This window comes from Microcoleus sp. Pol7_B2, from assembly GCF_036701035.1.
Lineage (GTDB): Bacteria > Cyanobacteriota > Cyanobacteriia > Cyanobacteriales > Microcoleaceae > Microcoleus.
Window position 1 is genome coordinate 231,555 of record NZ_JAUBQB010000001.1, and the last position, 26,407, is coordinate 257,961.

21 protein-coding genes and 1 riboswitch are annotated in these 26,407 nt (G+C 46.3%); of the genes, 14 read left to right on the plus strand and 7 right to left on the minus strand.

Annotated elements, in window-relative coordinates:
* The first annotated feature begins 185 nt into the window (after positions 1–185).
* The 7 genes from QUA57_RS00935 (at position 186) to QUA57_RS00965 (ending at position 10,231) form a co-directional block, all read left to right on the plus strand.
* Positions 186–1,058, plus strand: a complete 873-nt coding sequence (locus tag QUA57_RS00935) for a 6-carboxytetrahydropterin synthase (RefSeq protein WP_333063649.1) — start codon at positions 186–188, stop codon at positions 1,056–1,058.
* A gap of 315 nt (positions 1,059–1,373) precedes the next feature.
* Entirely contained in the window at positions 1,374–3,560 is a 2,187-nt protein-coding gene (locus QUA57_RS00940) for a tetratricopeptide repeat protein (RefSeq protein ID WP_333063648.1), read from the plus strand.
* 163 nt (positions 3,561–3,723) lie between these two features.
* Positions 3,724–6,699, plus strand: coding sequence for a dynamin family protein (locus QUA57_RS00945; RefSeq protein ID WP_333063647.1), 2,976 nt, complete (start codon positions 3,724–3,726; stop codon positions 6,697–6,699).
* Positions 6,700–6,787: 88 nt separating this feature from the next.
* A complete protein-coding gene (locus QUA57_RS00950) occupies positions 6,788–7,033 on the plus strand; it encodes an HNH endonuclease (protein WP_333063658.1) in 246 nt (81 codons plus the stop codon).
* A gap of 12 nt (positions 7,034–7,045) precedes the next feature.
* On the plus strand, positions 7,046–7,735 hold the full coding sequence (locus QUA57_RS00955; protein WP_333063646.1) for a hypothetical protein: 690 nt from the start codon (positions 7,046–7,048) through the stop codon (positions 7,733–7,735).
* Between the two features lie 266 nt (positions 7,736–8,001).
* Positions 8,002–8,098: riboswitch (TPP riboswitch) on the plus strand.
* Positions 8,099–8,105: 7 nt separating this feature from the next.
* Complete coding sequence (thiC, locus tag QUA57_RS00960; protein WP_190661570.1) at positions 8,106–9,479, plus strand: phosphomethylpyrimidine synthase ThiC; 1,374 nt, start codon at positions 8,106–8,108, stop codon at positions 9,477–9,479.
* A 158-nt stretch (positions 9,480–9,637) separates the two neighbouring features.
* A complete protein-coding gene (locus QUA57_RS00965; RefSeq protein ID WP_333063645.1) occupies positions 9,638–10,231 on the plus strand; it encodes a Uma2 family endonuclease in 594 nt (197 codons plus the stop codon).
* A gap of 235 nt (positions 10,232–10,466) precedes the next feature.
* Here the strand turns inward: QUA57_RS00965 and QUA57_RS00970 are convergent, their stop codons facing one another.
* From QUA57_RS00970 to pyrE, 3 genes are all read right to left on the minus strand, one after another.
* Positions 10,467–10,919, minus strand: coding sequence for a hypothetical protein (locus QUA57_RS00970; RefSeq protein WP_333063644.1), 453 nt, complete (start codon positions 10,917–10,919; stop codon positions 10,467–10,469).
* 87 nt (positions 10,920–11,006) lie between these two features.
* Positions 11,007–11,234, minus strand: coding sequence for a hypothetical protein (locus tag QUA57_RS00975; protein WP_333063643.1), 228 nt, complete (start codon positions 11,232–11,234; stop codon positions 11,007–11,009).
* Between the two features lie 79 nt (positions 11,235–11,313).
* Positions 11,314–11,889: an orotate phosphoribosyltransferase gene (pyrE, locus tag QUA57_RS00980; RefSeq protein WP_333063642.1), complete on the minus strand. Its 576-nt coding sequence runs from the start codon at positions 11,887–11,889 to the stop codon at positions 11,314–11,316.
* Between the two features lie 84 nt (positions 11,890–11,973).
* Between pyrE and QUA57_RS00985 the strand changes: the two genes are divergently transcribed.
* Positions 11,974–12,501 (plus strand): hypothetical protein, encoded by a 528-nt coding sequence (locus QUA57_RS00985; protein WP_333042583.1) that lies wholly within the window; start codon positions 11,974–11,976, stop codon positions 12,499–12,501.
* A 181-nt stretch (positions 12,502–12,682) separates the two neighbouring features.
* Here the strand turns inward: QUA57_RS00985 and QUA57_RS00990 are convergent, their stop codons facing one another.
* Together QUA57_RS00990 and QUA57_RS00995 are read right to left on the minus strand one after the other, a co-directional pair.
* Positions 12,683–13,426, minus strand: coding sequence for a pentapeptide repeat-containing protein (locus QUA57_RS00990; protein ID WP_333063641.1), 744 nt, complete (start codon positions 13,424–13,426; stop codon positions 12,683–12,685).
* A gap of 20 nt (positions 13,427–13,446) precedes the next feature.
* Positions 13,447–14,091 carry a hypothetical protein gene (locus QUA57_RS00995; protein WP_333042577.1) on the minus strand — a complete coding sequence of 215 codons (645 nt, stop codon included), beginning with the start codon at positions 14,089–14,091 and terminating at the stop codon, positions 13,447–13,449.
* A gap of 322 nt (positions 14,092–14,413) precedes the next feature.
* Between QUA57_RS00995 and QUA57_RS01000 the strand changes: the two genes are divergently transcribed.
* Complete coding sequence (locus QUA57_RS01000) at positions 14,414–14,725, plus strand: WGxxGxxG family protein (protein WP_333042574.1); 312 nt, start codon at positions 14,414–14,416, stop codon at positions 14,723–14,725.
* A 398-nt stretch (positions 14,726–15,123) separates the two neighbouring features.
* On the opposite strand, the gene QUA57_RS01005 is transcribed toward QUA57_RS01000, so the two are convergent.
* Complete coding sequence (locus tag QUA57_RS01005) at positions 15,124–20,478, minus strand: PAS domain S-box protein (protein WP_333063639.1); 5,355 nt, start codon at positions 20,476–20,478, stop codon at positions 15,124–15,126.
* A 183-nt stretch (positions 20,479–20,661) separates the two neighbouring features.
* On the opposite strand from QUA57_RS01005, the gene QUA57_RS01010 reads away from it, so the two are divergent.
* Positions 20,662–21,465: a creatininase family protein gene (locus QUA57_RS01010; RefSeq protein ID WP_333063638.1), complete on the plus strand. Its 804-nt coding sequence runs from the start codon at positions 20,662–20,664 to the stop codon at positions 21,463–21,465.
* Between the two features lie 81 nt (positions 21,466–21,546).
* Positions 21,547–22,302: a DUF561 domain-containing protein gene (locus QUA57_RS01015; protein ID WP_333063637.1), complete on the plus strand. Its 756-nt coding sequence runs from the start codon at positions 21,547–21,549 to the stop codon at positions 22,300–22,302.
* A gap of 292 nt (positions 22,303–22,594) precedes the next feature.
* Here the strand turns inward: QUA57_RS01015 and QUA57_RS01020 are convergent, their stop codons facing one another.
* Complete coding sequence (locus QUA57_RS01020) at positions 22,595–23,272, minus strand: calcium-binding protein (RefSeq protein ID WP_333063636.1); 678 nt, start codon at positions 23,270–23,272, stop codon at positions 22,595–22,597.
* Positions 23,273–23,352: 80 nt separating this feature from the next.
* Between QUA57_RS01020 and QUA57_RS01025 the strand changes: the two genes are divergently transcribed.
* From QUA57_RS01025 to dprA, 3 genes are all read left to right on the plus strand, one after another.
* Positions 23,353–24,000, plus strand: a complete 648-nt coding sequence (locus QUA57_RS01025) for a DUF2301 domain-containing membrane protein (RefSeq protein WP_333063635.1) — start codon at positions 23,353–23,355, stop codon at positions 23,998–24,000.
* 146 nt (positions 24,001–24,146) lie between these two features.
* A complete protein-coding gene (locus tag QUA57_RS01030) occupies positions 24,147–24,800 on the plus strand; it encodes a YdcF family protein (RefSeq protein ID WP_333063634.1) in 654 nt (217 codons plus the stop codon).
* A gap of 224 nt (positions 24,801–25,024) precedes the next feature.
* Positions 25,025–26,176: a DNA-processing protein DprA gene (dprA, locus tag QUA57_RS01035; protein WP_333063657.1), complete on the plus strand. Its 1,152-nt coding sequence runs from the start codon at positions 25,025–25,027 to the stop codon at positions 26,174–26,176.
* Positions 26,177–26,407 lie beyond the last annotated feature (231 nt).

Below are 26,407 nucleotides of genomic sequence, written 5' to 3' on the forward strand. Positions count from 1 at the left end.
CTGTATGGTGGCGTAAAATGGGCCCTGCAGCGCGATCGAACAGCGACTTGTTGCCCATATCTGGAAAATTGGTAGAAATTCATTTACAGCACCCCCAAATTATTGAAAAATTCCAGCAAAAATTAGTTTATCCTTAAGAAGTAAGTCCTTTACAGAACTTAACAAGCTTACCCTACTTGACTTTTATGCAGTGCATCATCAATCGTCGGGCACAGTTTTCGGCGAGTCACCGGTACTGGCTGCCGGAGTTAAGCGAAGCCGAGAACTTTGAGCGGTTTGGCCCAACTGCCCGCGCACCGGGACACGGACACAATTACGTCCTTTACGTTTCCATGATAGGCGAACTCGACGAGTACGGCATGGTGCTCAACCTGTCTGATGTCAAGCACGTCATCAAGCGGGAAGTTATCAAGGATCTCGATTTTTCCTACCTTAACGAAGCGTGGCCGGAATTTGAGCAGACTCTGCCAACTACCGAAAACATAGCACGGCAAATTTGGCTGCGGCTAGCCCCTCATTTACCTGTGAGCAAAATTCAATTGTTTGAACATCCCGAACTTTGGGCTGAATATTTAGGAAACGGAATGGAAGCTTATCTAACTTTGTCCACTCATTTTAGTGCCGCCCATCGGTTGGCTCGTCCCGATTTGAGCTTTGAAGAAAACTCGGAAATTTACGGCAAATGTGCTCGTCCCAACGGTCACGGTCACAATTATCATTTAGAGGTGACTGTTAAAGGGGAAATTGATGCGCGGACTGGCATGATTGCTGATTTGGGAGCTTTGCAAAAAGCCGTTGACGATTATGTTGTTGAACCTTTCGATCACACTTTTTTAAATAAGGATATTGCTTATTTTGAGAATGTTGTGCCGACTGCGGAGAATATTGCTGTTCGGATCGGGCAATTATTGCGATCGCCCGTTCGGGAATTGGGCGCAGAGTTGCACAAGATTAAGCTGATTGAAAGTCCGAATAATAGCTGTGAAATTTACGGCGCTGATTTAGAGGAAGTGGCGGCTGAACGTCAGCAGCCGGACGCGGTTTTAGCTGGGGTTTAGAGTTGAAAATCGGGTCGGTTGGGGCGGGTTCACCCGGATAGTTGGCTAATTGTGCAGATCGGTGAAGCCACCCCTACCAGCCTAATGATGATTCCGAGAGTTATCCAACCGCATGAGGCGCGAGAATATATTCTTTCACCAAAGTTCCACAGCCCGAATTACTGGCAGTTTTCCTGAAAAGTCAGACTCCGCGCGTATTTTGGAGATAGTAAGTCAGCATTCCTCATGTCAGCTATTTTAAATGCTGAGACTATGAGGTCGATCGTCCGATCGCTGACAACCAAGCACTAATTTCTCCTAAATGAGTTGACGTTTATGCGCGTCTCTAATCTAGCTCTCCTGACTCTGGCTGCCCTCGCATCCCACAATTTAACTGCTAATACTAGCGCCAATCCTGCTGCACATCCTATTTCTCCTGAGACACCGCAGGCTAGCAACTTTGTTAATGCGGTAAATAATACTGAATCGCGTCCGGCTGAGTCAATTAGCGAGCCCGAGACGATCGCCCACGAACAATTTTCTCCAAATACTAGCCTATCCCGTCGGGCTGAGTCAATTAGCGAGCCTGAGACGATCGCTCACGAACAATTTTTCTCAAATACTACCCTATCCCGTCGGGCTGAGTCAATTAGCGAGCCTGAGACGATCGCCTACGAACAATTTTCCCCGCGAATTGCTGTAAAATCGCCGACTGGTTTGCTGGTAGCGGCCGCTCAACCCGATTTATCTGCTAGTGCAAAAACCAAGGCGAATACTCCTGCTGCATCCGGCGATGAACTAACAAAATCTTTACAAGAAACCTGGCTGGCTAAATTAATCGAAACTGGGGTTGAGACCAATCCTCAAGTTCGCGAGGTTGTCGCTTTTATCTCGCCGTCTAGTGGCAGTTCTGAATCTGGATACGGTTTTAATAGTACCATAACTTTGCTCAATATTTTACTAATTCTTGGTACTGTATTTCCACCAGTGACAATTGCATTTTTTTGGATGATGCGACGGCTGATAATCAAACAGTTGGTTGCTGATGCCAATAAACGATTGCAGGGCATTGGTGTATTGGAATCCGAGCTCCTAAATTCTAGCCAACTGACTCAAAAGTTGAGGGATGAATTAGAAGCGCAAATGGGTGCAGCTAAACAATCTCTTGATTTTTTAACTAGAGAAACTGAACTTTCCAAATCTTCTGTCGAGCAAATTGAGACTCTCAAATCTCAATTTATCATGCACCTGCAAGTTTTGCTGAAAGAAGTTGACGAGAAAAAATCTCAAATTGTTCAAGAAATTTCCCAAGTTCCCGAAGTTGTTGCCAAAGAAGCTCTCAAAATCGCACCTCAATCGGCCTTAAACAATTCCCAAAATTCTAAAACTGCACCTGCTAGCAACGAAAATTTGATTGCTGACGATTATATCAAGCAAGCCGAAGGGCTTTATTTTCAAGGCAATTATGATGAGGCATTAGCCTGCTTGGAAAAAGCTATTTTAGCTAATAATAATTTGGATGAGGCTTGGTATTGGCGCGGAAATGTGTTAATAAAATTGCAGCGCCCGGAAGAAGCACTCGCCTGTTACGACCAAGCAATATCTATTAAACCGGATAACTACGAATTGTGGTATAATAAAGCGCATTTGCTAGGCAAATTGCAGAGGTACGAAGAGGCGATCGCTTGTTACGAGCGAGCAAGTTCGAGCGAATCTCGAAAATACGGTTGTTGGCACAGTATAGCGGCTTTGTTGGGTCAATTGCAGCATTACGAAGAAGCGATCGCCAGTTACGATCGCGCCCTCGCTATCAAAGCAACCGACAGCGAAATTTGGCACAACCGAGGTGCGATGCTGGCCAAAGTACAGCAGTACGCAGCAGCAGTTGATTCTTACGATCGCGCTCTTGAACTTAATTCCAAGAGATATGAAACTTGGTACAATCGAGGCAATATGCTGTGGAGACTGCTCCGCTACAGTGATGCTATTGATTCTTACGATCGGGCGATCGCCATCCGGCCCGATAAATACGAAGTTTGGTACAATAGAGCCGCTGTGTTCGGCAAAATGCAGCGATATCAAGAATCGATCGAATCCTACGACAAAGCAATAGCTCTTAAACCGCAGGATTTTGAAGTGTGGCACAACCGAGGCGCAGCTTTCGACAAACTGTCGCAGCACGAAGCAGCAATTGCCTCTTACGAATCAGCAATTACCCTTAATTCCGAGTGTTACGAAGCTTGGTTTGGTAAAGGCGAATCTTTGGCCAAATTGCAGCGCCATGAAGAAGCGATCGCAGCTTATGAGAAAGCGATTGCTATTAAGCCAGACTCCTACGATGCTTGGCGTCATGTGGGAATAGCTTTGTCAGAATTAAAGCGGTATGAGGAAGCAATGGCAGCTTACGATCGAGCTATTGCCATCAAACCAGAAAATGCCGAAGCTTGGCGCGATCGAGGCGCAATTGTATCAGAATTAAAGCACGATACAGACAAAATTGAATCCGGGGAAAAAGAGACTTAAATTTAGCTATACTGACTTAGGGGCAAATAAGGTGAGCGCGAGCACGATTAGTATCGGTGACCTGGCGAGACTAACTGGTGGGTAGGTAGGCCAGGGGGGCTTGAGTTGCTAATGGAGTCCGGCTCTTCTGATAATTGTCTGAAAATTAGAGTGCTTTTTCCACATGACCCCAAAACAACATCAATCTGAAAAGTTAGAAGCCGATGTAAATCTTCTGTTGCGGCTGTTGGACAAGGAGCCATCGTTGAGAGGGCAGCACAACACCGCCGCAATAAAAACTTCCCGTGATAAGGCAATTGCCCCCAGGTTCGAGATTGTTTTTGCGGGGACGTACAGTGCTGGTAAGTCGATGCTGATCAATGCTTTGCTAGGGCAAGATTTGCTTTACAGCAGTACAGGTCATGCTACTGGCATCGAATGCTACATAGAGTATGCCAAGTCGTTAGAGGAAGAACGAGTTGATCTTACCTTTCTTAGCACCTCAGAAGTGCAGGAAGAGGTAAATGACAGGTGTAAGACTCTGAAACTACAGTCAGTTGACATTACTCAAGAGGGGGCAATTAAAAAGTTAAGGGAACAATGTGAAAAAATCACTCAAGAGCATAAGGGATCTGGCAAAACCGAGAAGGAAGGCGAAGCAGATGGACTGCTGGCATTACTTGAGGGATTTGAGGATAACCGCAAGTATATCGACCTATCGAACAATAAAACCTATGGGATGGAAGAGTTAGGTCTTTCCAACAAGAAGGCACATGATTATGCTTGTCGTGGCAAAAACAGTGCTGTTCTCAAGCGCATTAAATACTACTGCCATTATCCCCTGTTAGAGGATGGTAACGTCCTAGTTGACTTGCCAGGGATTGATGCCCCAGTGCGAAGAGATGCAGAATTAACCTATCGCAAAGTTGAAGATCCTAACACCTCTGCTGTCATCTGTGTGATGAAGGCTGATCAAGAAGGGGAGGCAATGCAAGCAGAACAGAAACTAACAGAAGCAATACGGGAAAACTCAGGAATTGGCGATCGCGTCTTTTACGTCTTTAACCGCATCGACAAAACTTGGCGTGACCCCAAACTGAAACAAGAACTGGACGATCTGATTAGTGAAGATTTCAGTAATACACGAAGGGGAATTTATGAAACTAGCGCATTGCTGGGTTTCTGGGCTAGTCAACTCAAAAATATAAGTGAAAGCGATGATCGCTGGGGACTAGATACTATATTTAAAGCGGAAACCAGTAAAGGCTCAGATGGGGTTGAAGGAACCCCTTCATTTGTCTTGGAGTTCCTTGATTATTGTGATTCCGATAAACTACCAGTTGATAAATTTACTGATATTGTACGGCGTAAAACTCAAACTAAAAATGAGCAATATTTGGAGATTATTAATCGTTATAAAACCAGTATAATCGAGCAGTTAATTCAGGATAGCGGTATTCAAGAATTTAGTAATGCTATCACCCGCTATCTAACCGAAGAAAAGCGACCAGAACTATTTGCTAAGCTAGCTAGTGATATTAGCGAACTCTGTAACGACTTGCGTGAATCTTACTTAGAAGAGCGCCGTCTATGGAAAGAGAAACCTGCAAATATTGCAGAAATAACTGAACAGGATTTGGCACAGATCGAGAAAGAAGTATGGGATGTTGGCGAAGACTTTTACAGACACATCGAAAAAGAGATTCAACTATTAGTAATGGAGACCTGCGAAGATTTTAAACAAGATTTCAACAATCTTCACCAGAAGATGCAAGATAATCTCACCAAGTTGATAGAAAACTTTTCTATATTAGATGCCTTCGCCAATACCTGTCGCAATCATCGTCATGTCACAGCACCATTGGTAGCCATTTTGGGACAAGCCTTTTATGACATTGCCAATGGATTAGAGGATGTTCTGGTTAAGGAATCAGAAATTTTGATTGTTAGCTTTTTCCAGCGCTTGATTAAGCGAGTACGCAAGCAAAAATACTACCGTCAGCTTGGTAATTTATTGTTAGGTGATGATTGTGGAATTGTCCAATATCTACAGGATATACAAATAAAGATTATCGAGGGAGTAAAAGTATTGGCTAGTGCAGAATGTGTCTTTTATATCATCGAAAGCCCCGATCTTTATGATTACGAAGATAGCGTTTGGCTCTATCAATTCCGGGAAACTTTGCAAGAAGCATCTAACAGTCGAGATGTCAAACGCATGGTGGAAGCAGAAGAACCTATACGTCAACTGCTAGAGATTGATTTTCAAGCTAAATTCAAACAAACAATAGAAGTAAATTTTGGTTCAAGAATTATCAAAATGCTGAATAAATATCTGTTGTCGATGGCTGAAAATAAACGGCAATTGATTTGGCAGCAATCCGCTCGCGCTCGCGCCAACAAACGGCAAGCGATAGAAAGAGAGGCTCAAGCTAAAATCGACGAGCGTAACCGGAAGTTGAGAGAAGTTGAGCGAAAGATTTTCGACTATAACCAAGCTGTTGAAGGTATCAATAGCTGCTTAGAGGCTATGAAATTAGACGACTACAAGCTGGGTATAATACCGCAAGATAATTCGAGTGTAACATCAATTATCACTAACACAAATTCTGTTGATTCAAATAACATCCCACCAGAATCGGCTTCCAGTTTCGACTCAGAAAATGATTCGAGTGCTACACAAAGTTATAGTGAGACAAATCCTGTAGAGTCAGATGACAGCCCGGAATCTGGAGCGAGTCCCGATGATCCGCTAATGCGACCTAATTACTTGGCTGCTCAATCTGCAAGATCCAACCAATTAGAGAGAGGAAAACTGGTGTATTGTACAGTAACTTCTGTTACCGACCGTGTTGTATATGTCGAGGTGGATAGTTTTAAAGACGGAGAGAGAGACGTAGAAATTAATGAGCATAAGGAGGGGTCTTTACATATAGGGAATGTAAGCGAAGATTTCCTTGAATCTCTTATTCCTATATTTGAAACAGGTGAGGCAATTAAGGCAATAGTTTTGGCAATAGACGATGATAAGGGGCGAATTTCTTTATCTACTAGGGTTCTTGAAATTAGTAAGGGTGAAATAATTAAGAAAAAGAAAGAAGTGATGGATGATGCAGAGAAGCGCGTCAAACGAGCCTTTAAAAAGCTGCCTAAGCCATAGGCATTTGTCAAGGAGGTATTGGCAATATGCCCCCACATGACGAGCCTGGAAGTGTCTGATTTTATAATTTCTACCAGCAATGTCTTTGATGAGAAAAACTCCACGAATTTTAATTCCACCAAAGGTGAGAAAACTTGTTTTTGAGCGCGATGGAAATTGCTGCAAAAGCTGTGGCACAACTGACCAAGAGACTAATCTTACGATAGATCACATCATTCCCTTAGCTCTTGGAGGCTCAAATGACATCAGCAATCTGCAAACGCTTTGCTTCGATTGCAATAGACGAAAAAAAGACCGTATTGACCCCCGGTTCAAGCGTAGATTCAGCAAATGAAAAGGAAAAAGTATGCCTGAAACAACTCCTAACTATTGGCCTGCTATTTTGGGTACAAGCATAGCTGTTTTATGGTTTATTCATACAGGGTTATCCATTGGATTTAGCAAAAAATATAATAATTATTTATCAAACTTGAGAGATTTTTTTAATAAAAAACCTATAATATTACCTTCATTAATAGTGTTAATATCTCCGTTTATATTGACTCGTCTTGCGCTGCCTGAGTATGAACTAACCGGAGCGTTTAAACAATTTTTATCAATATTTACTTTTCTTCTAGGTGTAGTGATTGCCAGGGGAAAAGAAAAATCCGACGCAAGAAAAAGAGATAAGATTTTAGCAAACTCTCTTTTACTAGAGTGCTGGGAGAACCTTAAGATATTGAACACAAATACAACAAGAATTCAAGAGAAAGTCGATTCTCCCTTATTAGTATTAAATCTCACCAAACTAGAATCTCTAGTTAATCTTATTGCTGAAACGCAAGAAGTTAATTCAATTAAATTGGGAGAACTATATTTTAATACAGAAAATTATCTTAAGCCTCTGAAAAGTTTAAACTTTAAAATTAGAAAATACAACTATCGACTCTCTAAAAAACTTGCTAACTCTCCAGAAGACTCCCAACAATTACTACCTCAATTTTTGGAAATCAGAGAAAAAATATTGAAAATTATAAAGGTTTTAAGTAGCTTTTAGACTAATTAGCGACGACAGCAATAGAAGAACAGCAGAGATTCGCGCAAAATATAACACGATTCGCCTAGCAGCCAAATTGCGCGAAATGGGGATTAATCCTGATGAGGTGTGATTGTTTTTAGATTGTTAAATGGAGTACGATCGCACTTTTTAAACAGCAGAAATATCAGAAGCCCCAAAAGGGCGATCGCTCGCCTCATCTATCTCTCAATATTAAGATTTCCTTAGTTGCTGCCGTGGCGCACAGAAATCGGTGATACAATCAACAGCTTAGCTAGGGGTGCCCGAATATCCGGGCTGAGAAAACACCCTTAGAACCTGAGTCTGGGTAATACCAGCGGAGGGAAGCTGTTTATCAAGGAAATTAAATATGCGTACCGAATGGATCGCGAAGCGTCAGGGGCACACCAATGTATCTCAAATGCACTACGCCCGCCAAGGTGTAATTACTGAGGAAATGCACTTTGTTGCTAAGCGAGAAAATCTCCCGCCAGAACTTATCCGCGCCGAAGTAGCGCGGGGACGGATGATTATTCCGGCTAATATCAATCACACGAATTTAGAACCGATGGCGATCGGCATTGCGTCTAAATGCAAAGTCAATGCTAATATCGGTGCATCTCCCAACTCTTCCAATATGGAAGAAGAAGTTGACAAGCTTAAACTAGCAGTGAAATACGGCGCTGATACCGTGATGGACTTGTCCACCGGCGGCGGCAATTTGGATGAAATTCGCACTACAATTATCAAAGCTTCACCGGTGCCGATCGGAACTGTACCAATTTACCAAGCTTTAGAAAGCGTTCACGGTAATATGGAAAGTCTGACGGCGAATGACTTTCTTCACATCATTGACAAACACGCTCAACAAGGTGTTGATTACCAAACAATTCACGCCGGAATTTTGATCGAGCATTTGCCGTTGGTGAGAAATCGGATTACGGGGATTGTCTCTCGCGGCGGCGGCATTTTGGCGCGGTGGATGCTGCATCACCACAAACAAAATCCCCTCTACACTCACTTTAACGACATCATTGAAATCTTCAAAAAATACGATGTTTCGTTTAGTTTGGGAGATTCTCTGCGCCCCGGTTGCACTCACGATGCGTCGGATGAAGCTCAATTAGCTGAACTCAAAACTTTGGGACAATTAACTCGCAAAGCTTGGGAACATGACGTGCAGGTAATGGTGGAAGGCCCAGGCCACGTGCCGATGGATCAAATTGAGTTTAATGTCAAGAAACAAATGGAGGAGTGTTCGGAAGCACCCTTCTATGTTTTGGGGCCGTTGGTGACAGATATTGCGCCTGGATACGACCACATTACCTCAGCAATTGGGGCGGCGATGGCTGGCTGGTACGGTACTGCAATGCTGTGTTACGTGACACCGAAGGAACACTTAGGATTGCCGAATGCTGAGGATGTCCGAAACGGGCTGATTGCTTACAAAATTGCGGCTCACGCAGCAGATATTGCGCGGCGGCGTCCGGGTGCGCGCGATCGCGATGACGAACTCTCGAAAGCGCGTTACAATTTCGATTGGAACCGTCAATTTGAGCTGTCATTAGATCCAGAACGCGCAAAGGAATATCACGACGAAACTTTGCCGGCGGATATCTACAAAACTGCTGAATTCTGTTCAATGTGCGGGCCTAAGTTCTGTCCGATGCAGACTAAGGTTGATGCCGATGCTTTGACGGAACTAGAGAAGTTTTTGGCTAAGGAACCTGTAGCCCAAAGCTAATAGGATTAATTCGTAGGGTGCTGATAGCGCACCTTACTTAATCCTAAAGCTGTTTCGTTTCTTGGGGGGCGGGCATCCTGCTCGCCCAAAACTATGGTGCTGATGGCGTACTTTACTTAAGGTTATATTAAAAGGAGTTTCCAAAAAGGAGAATTGCGATGTCCGTTCAACTTCAAAAACGCCTTTTTACGGTGAAAGAATATCATTTAATGGGTGAGACAGGGATTCTTTCTGAAGCTGAGCGCGTCGAACTCATTGAAGGAGAAATTATTCAAATGGCTGCTATTGGAACTCGTCACGCAACTGCTGTGAGACGACTTAACCGACTTTTTCACCGATTACCAGAAGATAGAGTTATTGTTGATGTCCAAAACCCTGTTCAGTTAAGCGAACGTACTGAACCGCAACCTGATGTAGTATTGCTCCAATTTCGCGATGATGATTACGAGACAGCACATCCAGTTCCCTCAGAAGTGTTGCTTTTGGTAGAAGTCGCTGACAGTACAGTGGATAATGACAGAAATGTCAAAATTCCTATTTATGCCCGATCGCTCATTCAAGAGGTTTGGTTGGTTAATTTAGTGGAAAACAGCTTGGAAGTTTACCGCCAGCCAACACCAAACGGTTATAGTTTAATACTAAACTTGTACCCTGGTCAAGAGGTGGCACCGATCGCATTTCCTGATTTTACAGTCAGTGTGGATTTGATATTGAGTGCGGGCGATCGTACTTCCTCAACCGCAGAACAATAAATTTGCTGCTTGATGCTGATTAAACTGCATTTTTCAAAGGCCTTTGCTTTGCAGAGGATAAACACTTCTGGATTACTTCTAGACCAACAGCTTCAACTACATTAATACTTAAATACTTACCTAGATATTTATTACCATGCTCTGCCTGGTAACGAGAAATTTTCAATTTGTAGGGTGCGTTAACGCCGTGTAACGCACCGCCAGCCTAATGCACCATTTGAGCTAGGTAAAAGATTTACCTGGATATGTTAGCTCGCGCTGTCTGTTGGCACGTTGAAAGAATGCGGCGATCGTTTGAGCTAATTGTGCGAATAGAGTGCAGATTGGTTAGCTGAGTATTGATTTCAAGTGTTTGAATTTTTCCGGCTGAGATTGCCTTCCCGGATAGTGTATTTCCCTGTATTTTACCAGTGAAGCACGCAAAGTCCGATCGCGGCGCGTAGATTGCACCAACGACGCGATCATTCTGGCGTTGAAACACGATATAGTTTTGAAGAACTTGGTTGGGCTGTGGCGAATCTCCGTACAGGTAAATACCATCTGGCAAAGCAGCAACATTAGTCTTAGATGGATTTTGTTGTGCTTGAAGCGGTTGTTGCTGAATCCCAACACCAATTAGTGTCAGAGGACAAATAAAGGCTGTTGCCAGTAGTTTCCATTTCTGTTTAATAGATGCAGGTAAAATCATTACTGCTTCTCCTTGCGCCAGGTCATCTAATCATATTAAAACAGTCTTCTCTAGTTAATACCTCACTCAGGTTATAAATTCGCTCTGCTAAAATCTGCCGATTGGTAGAGATTCAGAACCTGAAAGCTTGCGCTTGTTTAGCTCAGAAAACTTTATTTTCCCTTGTCCTCCAATTACCTGAGCTGATTTTGATAAAATTAGAGCGGGCATAGTTTCTAATCCCACCCAACAAAACACCGATTTCCTCACTTCAAATGCACGCAGATCCTCTAGATATTCATTACCAGGCAGAGCCTGGTAACGAGAAAAAAACATCTTGAAAACTCTTGTGGAAGAATCCCGAAAGCCGGTTCAGGAAAATGGTGATCTTCGGTCAGTTCGATCGCACTTTTCCCTATTTTTTGCTAGCCATCCACTTTTGAAGATCGTTAATCGTAAAAACTGTTTCAAAGTCCAATCCAACAGAGCGATAAAACTCCGCACCACCTTGCTCTCTGTCAATCAGCGACAACACGCGATCTACTTTATAACCCGCACCTCGCAACCGTTCCACCGCCTGCATCGCCGACTTACCCGTCGTCACCACATCCTCCAAAACCGCCACATTCGTCCCCTCTGGCAACAGCGGCCCCTCAATATAGGCCATTGTCCCGTGTCCCTTCGTCTCCTTTCTGACAATTAGCGCCGGAATCGATCGACCTTCCAGAGCCGAAACCACACTCACCGCAGTTACAATCGGGTCAGCACCCAAAGTCAAACCGCCCACAGCTTGCACCTCCGACGACAACATCGACAGCAACAAACGTCCCGTTGCCAAAGCACCTTCAGCGTGCAGCGTCACCGGTTTGCAGTTAATGTAATAAGAACTTTTCTGCCCCGAAGACAGCACAAAATCGCCTTCACGATAGGCAAACTCGCACAACAAATCTAGAAGTCGATCGCGCAACACCTTTAAATCCGCAGCATCCATAACTCACACCGTGTAAAAAACACAAATAATCCGTCGATAATCAGTTTATATTGGAATCGGAATTAATTAAGGAGGCCCAAATATATGAGTCAAAAGTTAAAAAGCCTGAGCGGCGCGTTGATTCTCGCTGTCGCCTCTGCCGCAATGGCATCCGTCAAACCAGCTCAAGCACAAACAGAGCGATTTCACCCGATTGCTGACGACTTCAACCGACAATACTTTGAAGCTTCAGGAGACTTTTACCACAACGTCAGCTTGCAAGGTTACTTGGGCGACTATTTAGGCATCGGTTCCCCCAGCGGCGTCGTTGCCTTTCCCGAAAAAGAAATTGAGCGGGATGCTAGTCGCGTCAACGGATTCTACCGCCGAGTCATGCAGCGGCAAGTTTCCAGCGATCCGATTCTCCGCGTCCCAGATGCCGTCAATCCCTTCGATGCCTCAGTCATGGCACTCCCTGCTGCTTGCCAGCTAGGACCTCAACCAAGCGGCTGTTTCCCTACTCCCGCCGGACTCCAAGATCAGTTTACACTTCCAACACAGCAGGAAGGTTCACCGACTGATGCAGGGCCCGTTAGAGGACTTTATCAAGTATCGCCCCCTGGCCAAAATTAATCGATCAACAGTTGCGAGTTTTGAGCCGAGGCGGGTTTACTCAATCTCTGATTTGTATTCAAGAGAAAGCCTCAACCCGCCGCAAAAGCTCATATTTTGGCAATCGTTGCGGTAAACGCGCAACTGACTTTTTTGTAACTATTGCGGTTATTTTACAGGAATAAATATTATCCAATATTTATCAAACAATGCTGCCGTCAGGCATGATTGTTCCTTTCAAAATAGCTTCGCCCAGATTAGCTCCCCCCAATTTCGCTCCCCTGAGATTTGCCCCGGTCAAATTCGCCCCTCTCAAATCAGCTTTGCCAAGGTTTGCCCACCGGAAATCTGCCGCGCTCAACTCTGCAAAACTGAGATTTGCCCTAAAAAGATATGCTGCAGTGAAGTGAGCTTCCGCGAGGTTAGCTTTAGAGAAATTGGCTGCATAGCAATGTGCTTCAATCAATTCGGCTTGAGTGAGATTGCCTTGACTGAGATTAGCAAAATTGAGGTTCGCGCCCATCGCATTAACTCCAGACATCACCGCACCGATTAAATTCGCATCACCGAAATCTGTTTGTTGGAGATTAGCAGCGGTGAGATCAGATCCAATTAAATTAGCACCGCTCAAATCAGCTCCCTTGAGGTCGGCCGCTCGGAGGTTAGTTCCAGTTAAATTAGCTTTAATTAAATTAGTTTCGAGCAGTTGCGCTCCCGCAAGATTTGCTAAACTCAAATTAGATTCGGCGAGGTTTGCCGAAATTAATTTAGCCTTAAACAAGTCTGTTTTAAAAAGGTTAGATCGCCAAAGATGCGCGCCTCTGAGATTTGCTTCCGCGAGGTTAGCTTCGCTGAGATCCGGTTCTATATTTGGGTTGAGACTTCTCCATTCAATCCAAGTAACTGCACCTTTTTTTAACAGCGCTAAATGCTGTGTATTTGCCATAATTGCATCTCCTTTAACGGCTATTCCTTGCGACCAAAAATTGTTGGATTTTCTCGACCCGTCACGTTTTCCACCGCCGCAATTGCTGCCTGGGAACCTGCTATAATATCTCGTTCTGCGCCGCCGAGGTAAAGCCGTCCGAAACTGCCTACAGCCTGAACCTCTAAGATGTTAATAGATGCGCCTTTTTCTGCTTCATTGGCCGCCAGCGCTGCATAAGCAGCGGGTTCTACTTCTAAAACGTAAAGCGTTTGTCCCGCAAGCAGCAACTGTCCGCGGCGGGTGCGGTTGATTAATTGTGTTTGGTGAGGGTCAATGTTGCGAATAATTTGACTGGAAATCACTCGCGGTTTGATACCTTCTTCTCTGCGAACTCCCATAAATTCTAGAATTGCTTTGCCTGCTGCCCGCGTTTCCCCCTGCTGACCCGAGTGTACTTCCAGAAGGCCGTACAAGCGTTCGACTATTTGCACTCCCGGGCGCACGGAGGCAGATTTGAGGGCGACATCGGTAATTCGGTTAATTTCGATACCGGGGGAGATTTCTATCCACAGCGACGCATCCCCTGGCAGCGGCAAGAATCCGGCGGCGATGGTGCCGATGTATGCTGCGTGCTGCGGCTGCAAGTTGTCTAGAAATACGTAGCTGCGTAGCTCTATACCCAAAAGTTTTTATCTCCGTCGATCGAGTTTAAACACTTATCTGTGCAATATCTGAGTTTACCTTTTTTTGTCAGCAACACCTTGTCTATTGTCGAGAGTGCCGGAGTGCCTCACAACCGAGTCAGGTGTCAGACCCGCGATTTCTAGTGCTGGAGTGCCTCTGCGAGCAATCTTTAATTTTGTGCGCCTGCTAAAAATTTGATATCAATCTCTAGTTATAGGTGGAACATAACCATCTTTACTGCTAGAGGTGGATTTAACTTTAAAAGCCAATCGATATAGTTTTGATAGTTAAAGATTTTAGCCAACAGAGAGCATTTGAATTATGAAACGTTCTGATTTATCCAAAGCAATCGGTGCAGGTATTATAGCTGCTGGGTTAGCCCTAGCACCAGCTCATCTGCCTGCTTCAGCTCAGACAGATACAACTGGCGGTACTAACAACACTACAACCACCACCACTCCTCGCTCCGATGTCTACAATGCTGAGACCGATCGCGATTTTGATTGGGGATGGTTGGGATTGCTAGGCTTGTCTGGTTTGTTGGGCTTGATTCCCCGCAAACGCGAAGAAAATGTCCGCTATACAACTACAACGAGTGATCGAGAACCCGCTGTGCGTAGTGACTACCGCTAAGAATTGAGTCTTAGGGCTGTGGGCATCATGCAGGGACAGGATGTTTTAACCTGTCCGGTCAGCACCAATAATCATCAAAAAACCTCCATCTGTGAGGTTTTTTTATTGGACATGATGCGCGATCGAACGACAATAAAATTGGTTACATCTAATATCTTGTACCATTTTCCTGAATAGGCTTTCCGGCCTGCTCCAAAACAGACGAATTTTATTGTGCGCCATTGCTCCTACCCCGTCAATAAAACGCTGATTGAAAAGGGTGCAATATCTCAGATGTAACCGGAATTGAGATGATTAACTTCTTCCCTTCTTCCTACCCTTCGGGAACGGTTTCGCCGAACGCGTTCTTTGCGCCTTTGCGGTTCATTAAATAAAGACTTTTCCGACAAAAAAACACTTTAAATAATGTTTTTGCCCGATCGATCGAGTACCTCCCCAATCGCCTGCACCAACTTGTCGGGGTCTAAAGGCTTACAAATGTGCCGCTGGAACCCCGCCGCCAGGACCTGCTGATAGTCAATTTCTCCAGCATAAGCCGTGAGGGCGATCGCCGGAATCCGTCCCCCTTTGTCGGGCGCCAGATCCCGAACCTGTCGCATCAACATATAACCGTCGGTGTCGGGCATTCCAATATCGCTCAACAGCAAATCCGGCACAGACTCAGTTAAAACCGCCAAGGCATCGGCGGCGCTAGCAACTGCTGTAACACTTGCCCCACAATCCTCAAGCAGAAAAACCACTAAATCTAGCGCATCGGCCTCATCATCCACCGCTAACACGCTGATACCGCTCAAATTGAAGGATTGATCCGGCGCCGCAGTTCCCGCAGGACTTGTCTGAGATGGCACCGGCATCAGAGGTATCCTGACGGTCAAGGTTGCACCTTTTCCTTCGCCGGGACTGTCGGATTTCACCGTGCCGCCGTGGAGTTCGACGAGATGGCGGACGATCGCCAATCCTAAACCCAAACCGCCAAACTTGCGCGTCATCGAGCTGTCAGCTTGTCGGAAGTAGTCGAATACATAGGGCAGAAAATCAGGTTCGATACCTTTTCCAGTATCAATTACACTAATTTGGGCGTTCCTGTCCACCCGATCGAGAACAACTTGGATTTTGCCTCCCGGCGGGGTGAACTTGACGGCATTTGACAGCAAATTCCAGACTACCTGCTGAAGTTTGCCCGCATCGCCCAACACCGGACCGAGATTCGGTGCAAATTGAGTGCTGATTTGAATCGACTTAACTTCGGCCGCCAGACGCACCGTTTCAATAGCAGCGCCGATCACCCCAACTAAATCCACAGGTGCAATATTCAAGCTGACCTTACCTTGCAGAATCCCCGACACATCGAGCAAATCTTCGATAAGCTGGGTTTGCAGTTTGGCGTTGCGCTCGATCGTCTCTAAGGCATAACGCTGCTTTTCCGGTGTCAGAACGTTCGATTGAAGCAGCTTCGCCCAGCCCATAATCGGGTTTAAGGGAGTCCGCAATTCGTGGGACAAAACAGCCAAAAATTCGTCTTTGACGCGGTTAGCCTGTTCTGCTTCTTCCCGCGCTGCCTTTTCCCGTGCTAGAAGGCGTTCCCGTTCCGCTTCTGCAACTTTTCGATCGGTAATGTCAGTGTTAGTGCCACACCAGCGCAGCACCTTGCCTTGCTCGTCGCGGATCGCCACGGCGCAAGAGAGAAACCAGCGGTACGATCCGTCTTTGCCGCGCAAGGGGAAAGTATCTTCCCAGAGTTCGCCTGTTTCAATGCAGCGCCTAAATTTTTCGACAACGCGATCGAGGTGTTCCGGGTGGTGTACCAGTTGCCAGCCCCAGCCTAGCATTTCTTCTAGCGTTGTGCCCGTGTACTCAAACCAGCGCTGGTTATACCATAAACTCCCGCCAGTGGGATCTGTGATCCAGGCCAACTGAGCGATGTTGTCAGCTAGAGCGCGGAACCGAGCCTCGCTTTCGTGCAGCTCATGCAGGGCTCGCGCGTGCAGGATCACCGTCCAGAGGCGAGCCACCACTTCTTGCATCAGCCAAACTTCATCGGGCCGCCAGTGCCGAACCACCTTTGATGCCACCAACAAAAGAGCCACCCAGCGGCCTTCCTGAAGGCAGGGAACATCGACCAAAGCGCGAATCGACACGGCACCGTAGTTATCGACTAAATGCGCTGTATAGGGGTGATTAGCGATATCTGAGATGATAACAGTTTGACCTGCGATAGAGAGAGCTTTAAGTTCTGGCATCTTAAAGTCTGAGATTTTATAGATGCCGACGGTGCTGGCAAGGTCGGACTGGTGCCAGTCTTGCTCGACAATTGCCCGATCAGCTTCTAGATCGATTTCGTGCCATATGCAGCGATCGACTTTTAAATATTCTCCTAGACTTTTCATGGCTTCCCACAACATTTCTGCGGGGTTGATGCGCTGCCGCAAGCGGACTTCGAGATCCGAGAGAAACTGCTCGTTGAGTTGGGCTTGTTTGCGATCGTGAATATCGGTATTCGTGCCGATCCACTCGACAATCTGGCCCTCCGCGCCGCGAATTGGCACGGCGCGGGACAAATGCCAGCGTTCCATTTGGTCTACTGCCCGCCGCAGGCGCAGCTCAATTTGATAAACTTCTCCGGTGATTAGACATTCTTTCCAGCGGGCCCAAGATTCTGCCAAATCCGAGGGCGGCACCAGGGACTCCCAATTGTTTTGAGCGGCTTCCTCGTAAGACATTCCCAGATATTCCGACCACTTTTGTTGATTGGTAAAACGAATTTCGCCGGCGGAGTCTACGTTCCAAATCAGGTGGGGCAACGACTCAGCCAGAAAACGGAAGCGGCGATCGCTTTCTGCTAAGCTTTCTTCTGCTCGTTTGCGATCGTCAATATCAATCCCGATTCCCGCCCATTGCACCACCTGTCCCTTCCTGTCTTTGACGGGTACAAGTCGCGCTAGATGCCAGCGGTAAGTACCATCAAACCTGCGTACCCGACACTCAAATTCGTAGGCTTCCCCTGCTTCAATCGCCTTGGTGCGCGTGCCGACAACTGTTGGCAGATCATCAGGATGAAATAATTGCAGCACCGGTGCAGCCAGCGGCAATTCTGCTGGCCTGATGCCCGTGTAGCTTTGCCAGTGCTGGTTGCAAAACTCTAACCTGCCGTCGGCGGTATTGATCCACATTAATTGCGGGACGCCATCGGCGAGGGTGCGGTAGCGATTTTCGCTTTGCCGCAGTGCTTCTTCTATTTGCCGGCGCTCGGTTTTGTCCTGCATGATTTTCAGGAAACCTTGCACTTCGCCTCCTGCGTCGCGCAGGGGCATCACCAGTCCGCTGCCCCAAAAGCGGCTGCCGTCTTTGCGGACGTGCCAGCGCTCGTTTACTGCCTTTCCCTGAGTCAGCGCGAGGTGCATTTCTAGTTCCGGCTTTCCGGCTGCAGAGTCTTCTGGGGTGAAGATGATTCGTCCGTGCTGCCCTACGATTTCAGCTTCGGAATAGCCCAGCAATCTCTCTGCGCCTGCGTTCCAATTGGTAAGGTGTCCACCGAGATCCTGGGTGAAGATGGCGTAGTCTTTGGCGCTGTCGAGAATAAACTGCAGGTGGGTTTCACGATCGCGCAGTTCTGCTTCTGTTTGCTTGCGCTGGGTAATGTTGCTGGTGAAGCCGACTATTTTAGTCACTTCACCTTGCTGGTTGCGGATCAAACAGCCGCGTTCCCAAACATCGATCCAGCGCCCGTCTTCGTGCCGGACTCGGTACTCGACTTCGTAGCGCTCGGCACTTAAGATTGATTGCCCCCCGGCTTGGATGCGTGCCAAATCGACGGGGTGGATGCGTTCTCTCCACCACTCTGGTGTTGCCGGTGCATCCTCTGGGCAGACACCGACGATCGAGTACAGTCCCTCGGAACGGTAAACGGAGTTTGCTGCCAAATCCCACTCAAACACCAGGCCGTCGATCGCCGTTGTAGCTAATTGGAAACGGTTGTAGCTTTCTTGCAAGGCGAGTTCGGCCATTTTGCGAGCGGTAATTTCCTGTACCACGATATGAATCCCGACAATCTCTCCGCCCCTGTCTCTGAGCGGCCACCAATTCTGGAGCCAAGTGCGAACAACAGTGGGTTGAGCCCTTGTTTCACCCGTGAGTTCAAAATTTCGGATCGGTTCTCCGGTGTCTAGAAGGTGGCCCAATAAAGGTTCGGCTGTATCTGCCCAGTCGGGGACAATTTCGCGCAGGGTGCGGCCGATGTGCCTTTCTACTGCCAGGCCGTTCATTTGGGCAAACCGCTGGTTGATCCGCACGAACCGCAAATCTGTGTCTAAAACGGCCAAACCCACGGGAGTTGTTTGGTAGAGCGACTCTATCTCTAGAAGTTGACGGCGCACGGTTTGCTCGCTCTCTTGCAGCGCGAGTTCGGCTTTTTTGCGATCGGTAGCATCAAATAATACTCCGATAAACCGCACTGCTTCGCCTGCCGCGTCGTAGAGATAGCGCCCGAACGCGCTCAACCAGCGGATTTCTCCGTTGTCGGCGCGGATGATGCGGTATTCGGGGGAGTAGAGCGATCGCGTTTCCCGAGCTGTTTTGGCTGCTTGCATGACTTGCTTTAAGTCGTCTGGATGCACGCACTTTTGCCACACAGCCGCGCTTGCTTCGCCGCCCGGTACCGGTTCGCAGCCCAAAATGCTGAAATGGGTCGCCGACCAAATTACTCGGTTTGTTCGCACGTCAAAATCCCAGGTTGCCATGCCTGAGCCTTCGATGGCGACGCTCAAACGTTCTTCGCTTTGTTTCAAGGCAATTTCTGTTTGTTTGCGATCGCTGATATCTGTCAGGGAACCTACGGCCCGCAGGGGATTGCCTGACTCGTCCCAAATTGCTCGCCCTCTGGCTAAAACCCATTTGTAGCGCCCGTCGGAACAGCAAACGCGGTACTCGCAGCAGTAATGTGAGGTTTCTCGATTTAAGTGCTGCTGCCAATTGCTTTGTATTACCTGCAAATCATCGGGATGAATGTAGCTCAAATATTGGCTGAAGTTTTTGACTTCTTCGGGCCCGCGTTCCAAAATCTCTAAAAAGCGATCGCTTACTACACAGCAATTGGTTTGCAGGTTGTGATCCCAAATGCCGTCGTTGTTGCCCTGCAAGGCTAGCTGCCAGCGTTCTTCGCTTTCTCGCAAAGCTTCTTTGGTTTGATTGGCGCGATCGATTTGTACGGCGGCAACGGCAAAGTCTGCTAGGGCGATCGCGATCTGCAAGTCTTCGGCATCGAATTGGCGAGCGGAATCGTGAGATACAATCCATATTGCCCCCAGCGGTTGATTTTCTGCTTGCAGTGGCACGACTAATGCTTCGGCGATCGGCAATTCTAGCTGTTGCAAGTCGGTAAAATATTGTTCTGGAGCGAAGTAAAGCTGAGGAGTTTGGCGATCGATCGGGGTTCCGGACAAACGCAATTTGCGGGGTGTGTTTCTATGTTCTACTGATTCCCACGCTCCTGCCAAGGCTTCCCAGCGAAATATTTGTTCGGAAGTTGCATTTTCTTCCAGCAAGCAGACTCCGACGCTTCCGGCGTCGCACAAATCTTTAGCGATCGCAACCAGTGTTTTGAGCAGCCTGTGCGGTGAGGTTGCCAATTGTCGAGCCAGCGTTTGCAGCGCTCGGTTTTCTGCTTTTTGATCGTGCGATCGAGGGAGGCGGTGCGACAGTTCATCGGCGATCGGAATGTCGGTTAAATTAGTTTGTGGGGTTTGCCAAGCTTCCATCAATTAGTCATCTCTACGTCTTTCGGTCTGAGCTGGCGAGCGTCTATCACCACGCTGTTAAAGCATCTGCTATATTTCTATATTATCTACCCACATACAGAATATGTGAGCTATCTTGGAAATTACTTTTTAGTTTTCAGGCTAGTTGATTGCCTTGGTTGCCTCTCCTCTTGCCGCCACAATATGCACAATTTTATTCCCGCATCGCGCTTTTTTCCATATCTGACTTGGACTGAAATTCAGTCTATGCCGGATAAGGAAAATACTGTGATAATTCTGCCGCTAGGTGCGATCGAACAGCACGGCCCCCATTTGCCTTTAATTGTAGATGCGGCAATTAGCGCGGCAGTTACAGGCCAAGCCCTGGCAAAGTTAGACGCAAATATTCCCGCATATGCTTTGCCACCTTTGTACTATGGCAAGTCTAACGAACACTGCCATTTTCCCGGTACAATTATGCTCAGTGCTCAGACAATTTTAGCAGTAATCAGTGAAATTGCAGACAGTATTTATCAAGCTGGATTTCGGAAATTAGTGTTAATGAATGGTCACGGCGGGCAGCCACAGGTGATGGAAATTGCGGCGCGGGATATCCATCAAAAATATCAAGATTTCTCAGTTTTTCCGCTGTTTGTGTGGCGGGTTCCGAATGTGGCTGCTGAATTATTGAGCGCCAAGGAGTTGGAGTTTGGGATTCACGCGGGTGATGCAGAAACGAGTTTGATGTTGTCAATTTTACCCGAACAGGTGAAAATGGAACTGGCTGTTTGCGAGTACCCGCAGGGTTTACCAACAGACAGTTTGCTGAGTATGGAAGGGAATTTGCCTTTTGCTTGGCTGACGCGAGAGTTGACTGAAAGTGGTGTATTGGGCGATGCGACGGTGGCGACGAAAGAAAAGGGAGCTCGTATTCTCGAATCTCTCTCTGACGGCTGGGCACAAGTTATCAAAGATGTTTACAAATTTCGACAGCCGCGTAGTAATTAAAAATTAAGAATTAAAAATCAAAAATTGTTCTAATTCGTGTCAAAATGAGTCTAAGAAATTTTTTGAGTTGGAAAACTAACGATGAGTGTAAATTCTAAATTGCAGCGCGCTTTTGAGCAAGGTCGCGCCCTGAAAATTATCAGCGGTTTAAATAATTTTGATGCCGCCAACGTTGCTGCTGTCGTCAAAGCAGCGGATCTCGGCGGTGCTTCCTTTGTCGATATTGCTGCCGATCGAGATTTGGTATTGATGGCAAAACAGTTGACAAATTTGCCAATTTGTGTATCGGCTGTGGAACCGGAAAAGTTTGTGCCTGCGGTAGAAGCTGGCGCTGATTTGATTGAAATTGGTAACTTTGATGCTTTCTACGCAGTAGGCCGCCGCTTTGAAGCTGAGGAAGTTTTGCAGTTGACTCGCGAAACTCGATCGCTATTTCCAAACATCACTCTTTCTGTGACAGTTCCCCACATTTTGGCACTCGACAAACAAGTGCAGTTAGCAATTGAATTAGTCAAAGCTGGGGCTAATATCATCCAAACCGAAGGTGGCACCAGCGCTCAACCAATTCACGCTGGCACCTTGGGATTAATTGAAAAAGCAGCGCCTACTTTGGCAGCAGCCTTTGAAATTTCCCGCGCCTTATCCGTCCCCGTACTCTGCGCTTCGGGTATCTCCAGCGTCACCGCACCGCTCGCTATTGGAGCCGGTGCTGCGGGTGTTGGTGTCGGTTCTGCTGTTAGCCAACTTAATAGTGAAGTGGCGATGATTGCGGCTGTTCGCAGTTTGGTTGAAGCTTTGGCTTTGGTTTCGCGATCGCACTTGCCAGCTTCCATTTAATTAAGAAGGAAGTTCGGCAACGGATTCGCTTTCTTCGGATGTAACGGATGTTAGGGAGAAGAGAGAAGGAAGTTCGGCAACGGATTCGATTTCTTCGGATGTTAGGAAGAAGGAAGAAGGAAGTTCGGCAACGAGCAATGTACGGGATGTAACGGATGTAAAGGATAGAAGCAAGAAGGAAGATTTTTCCCATCCCCCACTCTCCCACTCTCCCCTTCTGCCCTTCTCCCTTCTCCCCTTCTCCCACTCTTCCCCTCTTCCCCTCGCCACTTTTCCACTTTTGCACTCTTGCTTAATAATTGAGAAACCACACGGCATAATCATCTAATAACTGATTGTTGCGGGAGATTACATCAACTGATTCTAACTCTGATAAAGGCAACATAAACTTTTGGCGATCGCCGACGCGCTGCACTTCCACAAATATGCCTTCTTCCTGAACCACCAAATCCTCCAACCGATTAATTGTGAATCTATCAGTATAAGAAGGTTGAGTTTTTTTGAGCCGTGCATATTCTTTTTTGCTGCCCGAACCCATTGTATATTCTTCTTCCCATTCAAACTCTTCTATGCCGGTAACGTGGCACGGTAGTTGAATATTTTGCTTGATGTAATCTAGATATTTGACTGAATTTTTTAGGCTGAAATAAATATTTTTTGAACCCAAAATCTTGCTAATTTTAGTTTCAAATTGCTTGGCATTAAATGGGATATTTTCCTCGATATGCGCTAAAATTTCTGGATCGAACCCCGATCTCAATTCGGATAATTCCTCCAGCAGGCGCTGGAAGTCGTTTACCGGTTTGGGTCTTCTGCCTGCTACAATGGTTTCATCAAGCTGAACTGGAGGAAGGTCGGATGGTGAAGAAAGGGATTTGCTTTGATCTGGGCGATCGTCAAATTTAGATTGGTTAACTTTAGACTTGTTAACTTTAGGCTGGTTAAGTTTAGGCTTGTTAAATTTAGGCATCGCTCGGTCTCGCTGGCTCGGTTTATCAATAAAGTATATCTTGGCAGAAGTACATTCGTGTCTAATAGGAGGAAGCTATTATGCAACTACTGAAATCACCTCATGAATCGCCAGTCTATCAAGGACAATTCGGCGAATTTACGATTACTCAAAACGATCGCACGGGAGTGTTGATTTACCGCGCTGGATTGGGGGTGGCGGCGCTGTGTTTTGCGATCGGCACTACTCTGGTGTTGCAACAGGGCGACAATCCGATTGCAATCCAAGCTGTAACGCCTATTTTTGCTTGTTTCTGGATAGCTTTAGGCGTCAGCTTAGCAACTATTCACATTTACATGATTGCGCTGCACCGAACACTACAGGTGTTTTGGGCGATCGGCGGCGCGGCAGCATTGTTTGTAGCGTTACAAAGCAGCCAACCTCTAGCTTTAGCAGTGTACGAACATCCCGCCACGTTGTGGGGAATTGGCTTTACTTTTGCCGCCTTAAATGGCATTTATTTTAAGGAAGCATTCTGCTTTAATCGCCTAGAAACCAAGTTTTTGACTCCCGGAGTTCCTCTTTTAATTTTAGGACATATTTTCGGCTTTTTGTCAGCCGAAAATGAACAGTTTTTGCTGGCTATTTGGGCGGCTTTGTTTATCATCTTTGCTGTACGCAAGTTTTTTCAACCGATGCCGCAGGATATCGGGGATAAAAGCGTTTTTGAGTATCTGAAACACAAATAATTTGGGAATGGTGCATAGGGAATGGGACATGGGGCCGAAAAGCAATTTGATCGCTCTCTCACTGTCCCACTATTTCCATTTTCCTGAAACCATTGGTATTGTGGCTTCTTCCATCTTCATATCGATTTTCTTCCTTATACTCTAAAATGAGAATTCGTTTAATCCGTCGTCGAGAAATCTGGGCAATTACTAGGGAAGGTTGGGTAATTGCAAGCGCGGGGTTGATAATTTTAATGCTCTTAATTATTACAAATATCCATCCATTTTTGGCGGTAAATGCGCCGATTAAAGCAGATATATTGGTTGTAGAAGGCTGGTTGCCAGATTATGCGATCAAAAGTGCGATCGCTGAATTCAAAAAAGGTGAATACCGCCAATTAATTACCACAGGAGTTCCTTTAAGTAAAGGCTACTATCTGGCTGAATATAAAAATTATGCGGAACTGACGGCAGCAACTTGTATTGCGCTAGGATTTGATAAAAACCAATTAGTAGCAGTACCCGCCGCTAATGTTTTGAAACACCGCACGGCTGCTTCTGCGATCGCACTTCGGGATTGGTTTTCTACTTCAGGTTTAAAAGTTAACTCAATTAATCTTTATTCCTTTGGCCCTCACGCCCGCAGAAGTTGGATTGTATTTAAAGAAGTGCTGAATCCTGAGATTAAAGTCGGCATTATAGCGGCGGAACCGCAAGATTACAATTCCCAAGAATGGTGGAAATCTAGCGAAGGTTTTCGGACAGTAATCGGAGAAATTATTGCTTATATTTATGCCCGTTTCGTAGATTGGAAAACCTAGCCAGTAATTGTCAACCTCCCTCTTAATTCCCTTCGCGTTCTTAGCGCCTTCGCGGTTCGTAAAAAAATTTATATAGCAGTTTTACATCCGTGTAAATACACGACACGGCAGTGCCGTTTTCCTACCCGGGCATCTGTGGAAATACAGAACACGGTAGTGCCCTTTCCCTACTATATTCAACCAAAAATGATAAAATTATTCTCAGAGAAGTTGAGGGCAACTCGTTGGTAGAAGAACGCGCTTACTGGTTAGCATGGTCGCAAATTAACGGTATCGGGCCGATTTTGTTGCAAAGATTGCAGCAAAATTTCAATAGTTTGGCAGAAGCTTGGACGGCTAAATCAGTAGATTTAATGGGAATCGAAGGGTTCGGCAAGCAGATAATTGAAACCATTGTGCAAGAACGCACTAAACTCAATCCAGAAGAATTTATCGAAAAACATCTTATAAAAAATCCCTATTTTTGGACGCCCGCAGATCCGGATTATCCCCGCTTATTATTGGAAATTCCCAATCCGCCACCAGTGTTGTATTATCGCGGTTTAGTTGATGTAAAAGAAAATCAAGGAATTACGCCGACAGTGGCAATAGTTGGCACTCGCAGCCCTTCGGAATACGGCAGAAGGTGGGCTCGCAAAATTAGTACGGCTTTGGCTAAAAGTGATTTTACTGTGGTTTCGGGATTGGCGGCTGGCATTGATACAGAGGCTCATACAGGCTGTTTGGAGGCGGGAGGAAGGACTTTTGCAGTGGTGGGGACGGGAGTAGATATTGTATATCCTAAACAAAATGAGAGGTTGTGCGATCGCATTTTGCAGCAAGGATTGGTAATTAGCGAATATCCCGCCGGGACTCAACCGAATAAAACTAATTTTCCGCGCCGAAATCGCATAATTGCTGGCTTAAGCCGCGCTACAATCGTGATAGAAGCTCCGCATAAATCGGGTGCTTTAATTACTGCTTATCAAGCGAATGATTTTTGCCGGGATGTGTATGTTTTGACGGGCAGATTGGATGATGAGCGTTCTTTTGGATGTTTGGAGTTGCTGAGTAAAGGTGCTCATCCGATCCTGCCAAATAGCGATCGAATGTTAAGCGAAGACAGGTTGTTGGAAATGCTCGGAGCTATGCCAAAATTGGATAGAGCCGAGCAGTTATCGCTATTTCCTCCAAATCCGACGGTAGAGAAACAAGGGCCGCCGTTGGAGCCGGAATTGGCTAAGGTGTTAAGTGCGATCGCATCTGGGCCAATTTCTTTTGATACAATTGTGGAAGCAGCGGGATTAGAAGCGGGAAGAGTTTCTAGTATACTTTTGCAGTTGGAATTGTTGGGATTAGTTTCGCAGTTGCCGGGAATGCGATATCAGCGGTGCTGATTTGTAAGTAATACGGTTTAGGGCCTTGGTGTCAACTTAAGTCTAAAACCCTCTTTATCTCTCGTTTACCGCCGAGGCCAGATCCCCCTAAATCCCCCTTAAGAAGGGGGACTTTGAGAAGATTCTTGTCCCCCCCCTTTTTAAGGGGGGTTAGGCAGGGTGGATTTATTGTGATCGGATGATTATATAATGGAAGGGGCGATCGTCCCCTAGCGGATCCCGCTTGACCAT